This is a genomic window from Hymenobacter sp., assembly GCF_036387835.1.
In the GTDB taxonomy this organism is placed as follows: domain Bacteria; phylum Bacteroidota; class Bacteroidia; order Cytophagales; family Hymenobacteraceae; genus Hymenobacter.
Genome location: NZ_DASVSY010000008.1, coordinates 1 through 12,632, shown reverse-complemented (window position 1 = coordinate 12,632; position 12,632 = coordinate 1). Strand labels below are relative to the sequence as shown.

Sequence of the window (12,632 nt, the reverse complement as noted above, 5' to 3'; positions counted from 1 at the left end):
GAACAGGTGCTGAATCAAAGCTAGGGAAGTTCTGCTAGGGACGAGCAGGGGACAGGAAACCCGATTAACGCCGAATCAACTCAACAAATCATGACCACACTATTTACAAAAACCCCTTTGCAACCTGCAAACGTGTATTTGCATCAACTTGGCTACTGCATTGAAAGCAGGGAGTAACTCTCGTCCCCGCTACAAGAAAATGCCTCCCTGGAATTAGGGAGGCATTTTCTTGTAGCGGGGACAACAACCTAGCTTTTACTGCAAGGATACTAGATGTTGCCTTTTTTACCGCCTGCTTTCAAGGGAGTGAGAGTCCTTAGGCAGCTTGTAGCTCGGCTTCGAAATAACAGTCCCAATAGCCGTTGTCGAGGCGGTAGACATTGACGCGGTGTAGCAGGCCGGTGCGGGGGTGTCGTTCTTTTACTTGGCCGCGCCAGATGATGAGCTGAGGTTTGGCGGCGGGAACTGGCTGCACTGGCTGGCCAATTGCATAGGCAAAAGGAGACGGCCCCAAGCCTGCCGTACCATGGATAGCAACTTCAGGTTCTGGCAATTCCAACTTGGGCGAGGTCGTGACGGGAGTGCTACAGGCTTCCTCGTGCCAGGCTAAAGGCTCGCCACAACACAAGCATAAGGAGGCATCTACTTCGTCGGAAAACGAGGCTGTTGTGGTGTTGCTCACGTAATCTGACACCTCTGGCATGTTCGTTTCTTGAACTTCGGAAAGGTCAAGAACAGTGGTTTGCGGGTTTCTCTTTTTAGTAGCCATCCCAACTATACTAGCTAAATGTAGCAGCTAAAGTAAGCATCACTAACTATTTTGGCAAATTAGCAGCGTAAGAGAATTAGCTATTCAGCCGGTTCTCAAGGCCTTCGATAGCTAATTAGGAACTCACTCCTATAATGTGAGTTGCTTGTTGCTAGATAAACTAGCAACGGGCAACTCACAACCGGCAACTCTTTCTCACAGCTTCCGCACACCTTGCAACGTTACGGGGCCGAGCAGGCCAGACTCTTGCAGGTTGTCGGCTTTTTTCCAGAGGCGCCAGCTGCTGAAGGTCAGGCGGCCGGCCGGGCTCGGCTGGCCATCGAGCAGCCATTGGGGCCAGGCTTTGAGGGTGCCGTTGGTGTTTCGCTCGCTGTCCTCAGGCAGCTGCTCGTCGCCGATGAGGCGGTTGGGCCACAGGTTCACCACGGCCACTTCCAGGGTGTTGTTGCCGGCTTTGGCAGCGGGCGTGATATCGACCCGGTACGGCGGCTTCCACAAGATGCCCAGGTCCTTGCCGTTGAGCGTGACTTTGGCCATGACAGCTACTTTGCCCAGGTCTAGATACACCCGATTATCGGTAGCCAGCAGCTCCGCGGGAATGGTTATGGTTTTCGAGTAGCTGGCGGTACCGGAAAAATAGCTGACGCCCTTGTCGGGGTGTTGGTTCCAGGAAGTTAGCTCGTTGAATTTCACTTCGGCTGGCGCCCCCCGCCTCTGCTGAAAACGCACTTGCCACGGCCCATTCACGGCCACGGGCGCGGGCAAGGCAGCAACGGCCACTTGGCGGCTCTTACTGTCGGCGGTGGTGATGACGTAGGTGCCAGGCTCGGTTATTTCGCCGGTGATGAAGTTGATGGCCGGGCTGGTTTCGTTGCTGGCGACCAGGGGCTGGCCGTTGCGGGTGACGCTTTGCATAGCGGCCACCGCGGGGGCATCCTGGCGGAAGAACACGAAGTACGAGCCGCTCGGACCCAACGGCAGCGCTAGCCGGGTTACCCCTTTTTCGGTAGTAGCTAAGGCATTGATGGGCATGGTGCGGCCAGTTTCGGCATCCCACAGCTCGGCAGCTTTGCCCGTCACCCGGAAGTCGCAGGTGGCCAGCAGATTGTTGTCGGTGGGGTTCGACACGAAATACAGGTCGTTGCCATTAAGTTTGCGGTGTATCCAGCGCACTTCCTGATCGGAAGCCACGTCCTTGGTTACGTTGAGCTTGGCCATGGCTTCGGCGGGCGTAATGCCGCTGAACACCTTGCCCTTGCCCACGGGGCGCTCGGCCACGGGCGCGCCGGTTCCCCACAGCTCGGCGCAGAGCTTTTTCAGCTCGGCATCGGCTTTAGGGTAGTTGGTGAGGCTCGGGGTGGCAGTGGGCGGCGTACCGACGATGGCGGCGCCCTGGCGCACCAAATCCCGGATACGGGTCAGCATAGGCACGGTCATCGTGCCGTTGTGGGTGACGACGAGCAGGCGGTACTTCGGGCCGTTGGTAAAGCCGAGCTGCCCGTTGCTAAACGTGAGGCGCTTGAAAAACGAATCGGGGCCGCAGGCGTCGTAGTCGTAGCCTTTGATGGGCGTGTGCTGGAAGCGCAGCAGCGGCTCTTCGGGTTGCAGGTTGAGCACATCCGTCACCAGCTCGCCTTGGCGCAGCAGGTACTGGCAGCGCGCCAGGTACGTGTGCCACGGCCCCGACCAGTCCCACCAAGTGTTGGTGCGCTCGTAGTGTAGTCCCCAGGGGCCCATCTGCATGCCCGGCTCGCGCCCGATGAAGCGCTGCGAGGCATAGCGGTGAAACACAAACCGGTTGACGCCCTGGCAAAAAGCATCGTCGCCGATTTTCTTGATCATGGCCGGGTGCCAGAGCCATTTTTCCTTGTCGGTCGACGTCATCGACTCGGCCCCTACAATGGAGTGGCCGTTGATGTGCGCGGCCGAAGCCATCGACTTGGTGGTGGGGTAGAAATCGGCTCCCTGGCCCGTGGGGGTCCAGAACTCGGCCATGGGCTCGTCGGTGTAGTTGGCCGCATCCAGATCGTTGCCGGCGGTGGTGTAGGCTTCAAATGTGAAGGTCAGGTTGTTTTTGTGGGCCAGTTGCTGAAACTCCGCCACGTAGTTTTCTACCATCAGCTCCGACACCGTCTTGCGGATGTCCCACAAGAAACGCTCGGTGATTTGCAGGTTTTCCACCACTCGACCGGTCAGCACCGGCAAGTAAGGCAGCAGGTCGTAGCCGCGGCGCCTCTTGAACTCGGCGCGCATGGCCGGGGTCCAGTTCTGGCCGCCACCCTCCCAGCTGTCGATGTGCGTGGCCACCAGCGTGCCGCGGCCCTCGGGGCCTACCACGTCGTTGAGCTTCTTTACGAACTGGTTGAAGTGAAAATTGGTGGCGGCTTTGCTGAGCTTGTCGGTTTCGGGGCCGCCCTGGCCTTTCGGCACGGGGCCAATAACGTGGCCGTTGAACTGGTGGCCTAGGCGCAGGATGGTCCATTCGCCGGGCGGCACGGCCCAGGTCAGGGCGCCGTCGGCGGCCATTTTGGGGGTGAGGTCGATTACTTTGCTGCGCGGAATGATGGCCTCGGCGGGCGCGGTGGCATCGAGGGGCGAGTTTTTAATGCCGCGGTACGCCACCCAGGGGTACCACTTCAGCCCCTTCATGTCGAAATCCGGAATCTTGTATCGGTCTTTGGCGGGCACGTCGGGCTCGGCGACGGCCAGCACGGCAATGTCGCGGTAGTCGGAGCTGGGGCCGGCTTTGGCGAGCTTGCCGGTCCAGGTCTGGCCGCCGCTCACGTGCACTTCGCTCTGCACTACCGACTGCATGCCCATTTCGGGGGGCACCCAGGAGCCGCCGCTGCCGTAGTAGCCGGCCCCGTTGTTCATGTTGATTTCCATGCCCAGGCGCTTGGCTTCCTGCACGGTGTACTTGAACATCTCCTGCCACTGACTGTCCATGAACTTCATGGGGCCGAGCGGGGTGCCCTGATCAACATCCAGAATAAGCGCCCCGCCAATGCCGACGCGCTTCATGGCCTCCAGGTCGGCAGTGATGCCTTCGCGCGACAGGTTGCTGCTCAGCCACGTCCAGTACACCCAGGGCCGGGCCGAGCCGGGCGGCTGCAAGAAGGCCTGCTTTAACTGCTCAGGGCTGGTAGCAGCCGGCGCGGTGGTCTTGCTTTGAGCAGATAAGCTGCCGCTGCCCAATAGCGATAAAGCGGCTAGCAGTAGCCCTGAGCGTTTTTTGTACCGGTTGTTATTCATAAAGTAGAGTGCTGATGGAGAAGATGAGGACTCAACGTAGCGCGGAAGCCATAGGAAGCCACAGGAAATCTGTTCCGCGACGAGCAGCGCGAGTTCCTACGCGGATGAGCCATACGGCGCAGCACCGGATACTCGCCTACGGCTCGTCGCGGAACGGATTTCCGCGCTACACCCGTCCAAACGGAAAGAAGCACAAGCAAGCTAGTATCCTGCTTAGCCGCAACTTTTATGTTCTCTCCTGTACAGCTGGTTTTCTGCCGATGTCAGGCGTGGTTCCAGCCACTATCGGTGGAATTAAAAGTCGCTGCAACCGTCCCGTAACTCGTCAACGATCCTCAAGCGGCAATACGGATTCTCTATCCTAGTTTAAATCCCTGAAAAATAGCCAGCAGAGCAGGTAAGTAGCTATAAGTGGCGGCTGAGGGATGCGGTAAACTTGCTTAGAGCTGGTTTTAACGGCTCGTCTTTTCCCACCCTTTAGCAGGTTCACACTATGAGAAAAATAGTACCCCTTGCGGTAGCTGGGCTGCTGGCAGCCCCCTACCAAAGCCAAGCCCATAGTTCCCGGCTTTTTTCGCGCGTTGGTACCCCGCCGCTGGCAGCGCCCGACCACAACGCCTTACTGGCGGTAGCCCTGACGGGCAAAGTAGTGGATGAAAAAGGCGTTGGGATGCCGGGCGTGAGCGTTTCGGTCAAGGGCACCAGCACGGGCACCGTCACCGACAACGACGGCAATTTCAAGCTCGACGTGCCCGATGCCTCCGCCGTGCTGGTGTTCAGCTTTGTGGGCTACCTAAGCCAGGAAGTGCCGGTGGGCTCCCAAACCACGCTTAGCGTAAAGCTGGCACCCGATTCCAAGGCCCTCGATGAAGTGGTGGTGGTGGGCTACGGCACCCAGAACAGGCGCGAAGTAACCGGCGCCGTGCAAACCGTGAATGCCCAAGAGTTGCAAGACATTCCTGTGGCCCAAACCACTCAGAAGCTCCAGGGCAAGCTAGCCGGGGTGCAGGTGCTGCAAACCACTGGCCGGCCCGGCCAGGGCATGCAGGTGCGCATCCGGAGCCAAGCCTCTATTTCAGCCGGCTCCGACCCGCTCTACGTGGTCGATGGCTTCCCCATCGTGACGGATATCAGCCTCATCAACCCCGATGAGATTGAAACCATTACGGTGCTCAAAGACGCGGCTTCCACCTCGCTCTATGGCTCGCGGGCCGCCAACGGCGTGGTGCTCATCACCACCAAGCAAGCCAAAAACGGCCAAAGCAGCGTGGGCGTGAATGCCTACTACGGCGTGCAGCAGGTGCCCCAAAAGGGCCGCCCCGACATGATGAATGCCACCGAGTTTGCCCAGTTTAAAAAGGAAACCTACGAAGACCTCGGTCAGCCCGTCCCTGCTGCTTTCCAAAACCCCGAGCAGTACGGCAAGGGCTACGACTGGTACGACGCCATGTTCCGCACGGCCGCCATCCAGAACTACAGCGTGTCGCTAACAGCCGGCAAAGACAAGTTTTCGACCTCGGCGGTGGCGGGCTTTTTCAACCAGGAAGGCGTGGTGCTCAACTCCAACTTTCGGCGGTTTTCGCTGCGCCTGAACTCCAACTACAACATCACCGACAAAGTGCGGGTGGGCCTGAACCTGGCTCCCTCCTACACCATCGACGAGACGCCAGCCACCGACGGCCGGTTTTTCGGCAGCAATGGCTTGCTCTACAACGCCTTGCTGGCCTGGCCCACGCTGGCCTACCGCAACCCCGACGGGTCGTTGCCGCTGGCGGTGAGCGTGCCGGGCGTTACCACGTTCACGCAGCCCAACTGGTACCGCTCGATTCAGGAAATCGAAAACAAGAACACCCAGACGCGCATCCTGTCCAATGCCTACGCCGAATTCGAGCCGATCCAGGGCTTATTGCTCAAAACCACCATTAACCTGGACTTAGGCTCGTCGCTGTTCAACAACTTCAATCCTTCCACGGCCTCCATTGGCTTTGCCACGCCGCCGCCCGTGACAGCCAGCGCCGTGCGCCGAAACTACCACTACTACTCCTGGCTCAACGAAAACACGGCCACCTACACCAAAACCATTGGCGACCATACCTTCGATGCCCTGGTGGGCTATACCCTGCAACGCTTCCACAGCGACTTCGACCAGGTGCGGGCCACCAACTTCCCCGACGACCGGATTCGCACCATTCAATCGGCCATCAACATCGACCGGCCGAGTACCAGCAACGACATTCAGGAGTGGAGCCTGCTTTCCTACATCGGACGCCTGAACTACAACTACAAAGGCCGCTACCTGCTCACGGGCTCGGTGCGCCGCGACGGTTCTTCGCGTTTCGGGGTCAACAACCGCAGCGGCGTTTTCCCCTCGGTGTCGGCGGGCTGGATTGTTTCCGATGAAAGCTTCATGCCGAAAATCAACCAGCTCACCTTCCTCAAAGTGCGGGGCAGCTACGGCCTGACGGGCAACAACAACATCGGCAACTACTCGCAGTACGCCACCGTCAACACCAACGTCAACAGCATCTTCGGCTCCACGGTGGCGAACGGGGCTTCCGTAACGGCGTTGAGCAACCCCAACTTAGGGTGGGAAACCACCAAGCAGCTGGATTTGGGCCTGGATGTGGGCTTGTTCGAAAACCGGCTCAGTGTCACTTACGACTACTACACCAAAACCACCTCCGACCTGCTCTACAGCCTGGCCGTGCCGCAAGAATCGGGCTTCGGCAACTTCCTCGGCAACATTGGGGAGCTGAAGTTCTGGGGCCACGAAATCGGGATTAACTCGAAAAACCTGGTCGGCAGGTTTTCCTGGAACACCAATTTCAACATTGCCTTCAGCGACAACAAAGTGCTGGAGCTGTCGGAGGGTGTGGACCGGATTTACGGCGAAGGCACCATCACGCGGGTGGGCCAGCGCATCGGGCAGTTTTGGGGCATGATTCAGGACGGCGTCTACGACAACCAGGAAGAGTACGACAACTCGCCCAAGGCCATTGCCTCGAGCGTGGGCACCATCAAGTTCGTGGATGTAAACGGCGACGGTGTGCTCACCTACGGCGGCGACAACGACGACCGGACCGTGATTGGCAACCCGTTTCCGAAGTTCATTTACGGCTTCACCAACAACTTCTCGTTTGCCAATTTCGACCTCTCGGTGGTAGCGGCTGGCTCCTACGGCAACGACATCATGCGCCGCACCGACCAAGGCACCACCAACCTCGACGGCGTATTCAACGTGCTGAAGGAAGTGAAAGACCGGTGGCGCTCCCCCGAAAACCCCGGCGCCGGCAAGTACGGCACCACCAAAGGCAACACCTCCAACGACCGGGAATGGCTCGGCACGCGCTACGTGCAAAGCGGCAGCTACCTGACCATCAAGAACATCACGCTCGGCTACACGGTGCCGGTGGCCAACCTGAAGCCGTTCCGCACCATCCGGGTGTACGGCAGCGTGCAGCAGGCCTTCGTGTTCACCAACTACGGCGGCGTCAACCCCGAGGTGAACGTCGATGCAAACGGTAACGCGGCCAGTCCGCTCAACCAGGGCCAGGACTTCGGCACCTACCCCGTGCCGCGCACCTTCACCGTCGGCCTCAACATCGGCCTGTAAAGCCCGCTTGTTCCAACTCTTAGATTCTTAAACCCATGATCATACAACTAAAGAAAGCACTGGCAGCCGGCTGCGTCCTGCTTTCCCTGACGGCCTGCGAAGACAAGTTTCTCGACATCCAGTCGGAAACTTCTCTTACTACGGGCACCTTTTTCAAGACGCAGGCCGATTTTCAGTCGGCCGTGAATGGCATCTACCAGCCTTTGCGCGGCTTGTACAGCAATGCCTTCGTGATGGGCGAAATGCACTCCGACAACACCTACTACATCTACAACCCGAGTGACCGGGGCCAGTTCGAGTCGGAAAATATTGCCGAGTTCATTTTGCTACCCACCAACGGCATTTCCACCAACAAATACGTCACCAACTACCGCATCATCAGCCGGGCCAACCAGGTGCTAAGCTTAATTGACGCCGCCACGTTCGATGAAACGGCCCGCAACACCCTGAAAGGCGAGGCGCTTTTCCTGCGGGCTATGGCCTATTTCGAGCTGGTACGCTACTTCGGCTCGGTGCCGCTGCACCTGACGCCCGTAACCGACCGGTCGCAGGCCGCGCTGCCCCTCGCCAGCCCCGACGACGTGTACAAGCAGATAGTCGCCGACGCGCAGCAGGCGGCTACGCTGCTGCCCGGCAAGAAAACGCAGATAGCCGGGCGGGCTACTTCCGGGGCCGCCAAAACCCTACTCGGCGACGTGTACATGGTGCAGAAACAGTACGCCCTCGCCGAAACCGTGCTGAAGGAAGTGGTAGCCTCCGGCGACTACACACTGCTGCCCAACTACGCGGCCGTATTCGACCCGACCAGCAAAAACAACGGCGAATCGGTGTTTGAGGTGCAGTATCAGGTGGGCTCCGATGGCTACGCCAGCAACTTTATCTACCAGTTTCTGCCCCGGCCCATAGCGGCGGCCACCGTGGGCACGCTCACCGGGGTCAGCAATCCGCAGGGCCTGCTGGTGCTCGAAGCCTTCAACACCCCCACCCCCGACCTGATTGCCGCCTACGAGCCCAACGACCGGCGCAAAGAAGTTTCCATCGGCACCGCCCCCGCCACCGATGGCACCGTGTATCCCTTCGTGAAGAAGTACCTGCACCCCCACACCCAATTCGGCCTCACCAACGACAACTGGCCGGTGTATCGCTACGCCGAGGTGCTGCTGCTACTCGCTGAGGCCCTGACCGAGCAAGGCAAAACTGCCGAGGCGGTGCCGCTCTTAAACCAAATCCGCACGCGGGCCGGCCTGGCGGGCACCACCCAAACCAGCCAAGCCGGCCTGCGCGATGCCATTGCCCGTGAGCGGCGCGTAGAGCTGGCCTTCGAGAACAAACGCTGGCTGGACCTGGTACGCACCGGCAAAGCCGTGGAGGTTATGACCGCGCACGGGGTCCGCATCCGGGCCAATCCGCGGGCCTACTACCTGCCGGCCGGCGTCACGCTGCTTCCCGCTGCCTATAGCACCATCCCCCTCACCTTCCCGCTCCCCGCCTCCGAGGCCCAACTGAGCGCCTACTTCTAGTTTCCACTCAGAATAAATCGTAGTGAAAACGGCCTCATCTTCCGGGAAGATGAGGCCGTTTTCACATGTAGAGGCGTGCTTCTGGCTAGAAACCTTCTTAGAGGCTGTTTGCGTTACGTTTTCGAAATCAGTGAACGATGTAGAGACGCATCTTTGCGTCTCGGCGTTGAACAAAATCGGCGGGTTGGTGCGGGCGCTGAGACGCAAAGATGCGTCTCTACACCGCTCTAATAGCTCTTTGGCTAACTTAAACAGCTTCTTAGGACTGACTAAACGCCAGAGAGCTAGTTGCTCTCCTCAATTGAGGAGGGCAACTAGCTCTCTGGCCTTTTAGCACTGACAAGTGCCCCTACCTTATAAGGAACCGCGCCGCAGCACACAGAAAGGGTTGCGTACAGTTGCCTTCTGATTATTAAGCAGCAACTCAGCTGTCGTGCGGCCCATTTGCTCGAAGTCGGTGGTCATAACGGTTAAGTTCAGCAGTTCTTTTAAGGGCGTATCATTGAAGGTCATAATGCCGACTTCACGCCCTAGCAGGTAATTGGTTTGCCGGAGCTTCTTCATTATCTCCACCACATCGTCTTCGCACATCACCACGTAGGCGGTGCCTGCCTGCATCGTTTCATCCATTGCGCCTGCCTTGATGGCAAAGGCTTTTTTGTAGTTAATGCAGAACGTACGGAAGCCCCACGCAATTTCCACCGGGTAGTTGCCCTGCGTAGGCGTGACCAAAACCAGTTTATCGTATTTGACCAGCAAATCCTGCATGCTCTCCAACGACTCGAAAATGTCGCGGTCGAAATCCTGGAAAACGCGCAGGCACTTTTGCTTTAGGTTGGGCGCGTTCTTATCCAATAGCACCAATTCGTTGGCTGGAATGGTATTCAACACATTTTCATAATCGGCCTTGCCCATCGTCTGCCCAAAATGCGGCATCACCACGTAGTAATTGTACTTGCCCAAATTGTTCTCGACAATATTCTGGAAGATGCAGGTGCTGTGATGATGAATTTCCAAGTGCACGGTGGCCTGCTCGCCCAAAGCATCGATGAAAGAGTAGTAGAGCGACTTCTTGTAAGTGCTCAGCTCATCGAATATTAACAGCACCCGCAACTTGTGCGCATCGGCCGCCTGCACATAGTATCCTTTGCCGTGCACCGACAACACAAAACCCTGCGTGCGCAACTCCCGATAGGCTTTTTCCACCGTGTCGGGCGCTACATCATAGGCCCCACTTAGCTCGTTGATGGAGGGCAGCTGTTGCCCGTTTTTCAACGTTCCCCGGTTAATATCCGTGATGATGGACTGCACAATCTGCTTGTACTTCGGAGTCTTGTCTAGCGGTTTAAACTGTAAGTTGTACATCACAAGGAAAGGTTAGGGTGGGAAGGAAGTGGCGAAGACGACTCGGGGCAAAGCACTTGTCGGTTATTGATAAGCTAACCGTGGCGGGGATTCCCACAGATGCTTGAGTATCAAAAAAGCCAACAACAGTAAAATAAACCTGCAAGTCGCCTTAGTGCTATAATGCAAAACCGGCTAACGCAAACGATTTATATTTGAACTAACAGAACAAACCAACATTTTTTAAAGCTTAATTGCCATATATTTTTTGATGGATTACTTACACTTTCTGATATGAACGAATACCGGAAATATTTCAGCACTGCCCAACTACAGCAACTGCTCGAAACCACCCCCAACTGGGGCGTCGACATCCTCACTATTGGTCACCACGTCCACCAAAGCGGTATTCCCTACCCCGATCCCAACCACCCCAACCAATATGCCTTCGAATGGCAGCACGGCCGGGTGCTCGACGAGTTTCAGCTGGTGTATATATCCAATGGGCAGGGCGTATTTGAATCGACCGATGTGCCACCCACGTTGGTCGAGGCCGGCACAGCCTTTTTGCTGTATCCGCAAGTCTGGCATCGTTTCAAACCCTCCGATGATACTGGCTGGGAGGAATTCTGGGTAGGCTTTAAGGGGCACTACGCCGAGTATTTGATGCGGCAGGACTGCTTTAGCCCGCAAAGCGCCCTCATGCGTATCGGCTTTCACGCCGAACTGCTCAACATTTTCACCCGGCTCATCGACACGCTTAAGTACGAGGGGGTAGCCTACCAGCAGATTGCTACCTGCCAGGTAATTCAGTTGCTGGGACTTGTGTACGCCTCGGCTTTGATGAAGGAATCAACCCGCAGCCGCCAGGAGCAGGTGATTCACCAAGCACGTTATGCCATCCAGAAAAACTGGGCCAATACTATCGACTTTGAAGCCCTGTCCAACGACTTCAACGTGAGTTACATCTGGTTTCGCAAAGCCTTTAAAGCCGTAATGGGCATCCCACCGGGCCAGTACCATCTCAACTTAAAGCTTGAAAAAGCCAGGCAGATGCTCCGCGAAACTACCTTATCGGTAGCTGAAATAGCTGATATAACGGGCTTCGAATCGATGTTTTACTTCTCTCGGATTTTCAAGAAGAAGGTTGATATGTCGCCAAGCGAATTCCGCAGAACAAGCGGTGCCTTACCAAGTATTACCTGAACTCACTGTAAGAGGCTAGAGCAGTTTGAACAGTTTAGAGACGCGGCACTTGGCGTCTCGTCGTTGCTGCTGTTGTTTAGATAGTTATAGCCCGAAGCCCGAGCTTCGCGTATCGTGGCTACGGTGCGGTTATGGTCGCTCAACGACGCGCGAAGCGCAGGCTTCGGGCTACAGCTTTCTTTAACTCTGTGCTATGCCATCCGTTCAACGAAGCGACATGAACTGAAGGTTGGCGCAGCGCATTGTCGCGTCTCTACCGTGTTCATCAACACGTTGAAAAACTACCAACCGGCTTCTGTGAGAAAGTCCTGTAGAACTCGGTGTCGCCAGATTAAAATATAGTATGCGAGCAGGAGAGTACATAAGATTAGCAGCCGGCGGATTGACTTCATTTGCTTTCTAGCATCATCCGAAGACTTCAATTTGATATCCCTGTGTTATGGAAAACACGTCAACCTTTCAGCACGTCAGCTATTTGTGGGACGAGGCGAAGGCGCTGGAGTTGAGCGGCGACGAGGTCGCCCTGTTCCTGTACCGCTCCAACCTGCTCGGCGCGGATCTGCGCCTGACCAACTACGCCGGGGGCAATACTTCCTGCAAAATCCCGGAGACCAACCCCGTCACGGGCGAGGCAGCCGAGGTGATGTGGGTCAAAGGCTCGGGCGGCGACATCGGCACGCTCACCAAGGCCGGCTGCGCCACCCTCTACGTCGAGAAGCTGCACCAGCTCAAGAACCGCTACCGCGGCTTGCCGTACGAGGATGAGATGGTGGGCTTGTTCGAGTACTGCCTCTTCGACCCCAAGTGCGCCACGCCCTCGATTGATACGCCCCTGCACGGGCTGCTGCCCTTCCAGCACATCGACCACCTGCATCCCGATACCCTCATTGCCATTGCCGCCAGCAAAGACGGCGAGCAAATCATGCAG

The 12,632-nt window shown here is 57.3% G+C and carries 7 protein-coding genes; 4 read left to right on the top strand and 3 right to left on the bottom strand.

Annotated elements, in window-relative coordinates; translation table 11 throughout:
* Positions 1–316: 316 nt before the first annotated feature.
* Both VF639_RS01390 and VF639_RS01385 read right to left on the bottom strand, forming a co-directional pair.
* The gene (locus VF639_RS01390) at positions 317–703 is read right to left on the bottom strand and encodes a hypothetical protein (protein WP_331144087.1); all 387 of its coding nucleotides are present in this window, start codon (positions 701–703) and stop codon (positions 317–319) included.
* Between the two features lie 261 nt (positions 704–964).
* Positions 965–4,021, bottom strand: a complete 3,057-nt coding sequence (locus tag VF639_RS01385; RefSeq protein ID WP_331144086.1) for a glycosyl hydrolase — start codon at positions 4,019–4,021, stop codon at positions 965–967.
* A 493-nt stretch (positions 4,022–4,514) separates the two neighbouring features.
* Between VF639_RS01385 and VF639_RS01380 the strand changes: the two genes are divergently transcribed.
* Both VF639_RS01380 and VF639_RS01375 read left to right on the top strand, forming a co-directional pair.
* Positions 4,515–7,634 carry a SusC/RagA family TonB-linked outer membrane protein gene (locus VF639_RS01380; protein WP_331144085.1) on the top strand — a complete coding sequence of 1,040 codons (3,120 nt, stop codon included), beginning with the start codon at positions 4,515–4,517 and terminating at the stop codon, positions 7,632–7,634.
* Positions 7,635–7,669: 35 nt separating this feature from the next.
* On the top strand, positions 7,670–9,154 hold the full coding sequence (locus VF639_RS01375; RefSeq protein ID WP_331144084.1) for a RagB/SusD family nutrient uptake outer membrane protein: 1,485 nt from the start codon (positions 7,670–7,672) through the stop codon (positions 9,152–9,154).
* A 354-nt stretch (positions 9,155–9,508) separates the two neighbouring features.
* Here VF639_RS01375 and VF639_RS01370 read toward each other — a convergent pair whose 3' ends face one another.
* Entirely contained in the window at positions 9,509–10,519 is a 1,011-nt protein-coding gene (locus VF639_RS01370) for a GntR family transcriptional regulator (RefSeq protein WP_331144122.1), read from the bottom strand.
* Positions 10,520–10,792: 273 nt separating this feature from the next.
* On the opposite strand from VF639_RS01370, the gene VF639_RS01365 reads away from it, so the two are divergent.
* Positions 10,793–11,704 (top strand): helix-turn-helix transcriptional regulator, encoded by a 912-nt coding sequence (locus tag VF639_RS01365; RefSeq protein WP_331144083.1) that lies wholly within the window; start codon positions 10,793–10,795, stop codon positions 11,702–11,704.
* Between the two features lie 439 nt (positions 11,705–12,143).
* Positions 12,144–12,632: class II aldolase/adducin family protein (locus VF639_RS01360; RefSeq protein ID WP_331144082.1), on the top strand; the 489-nt coding region annotated here is incomplete at its 3' end.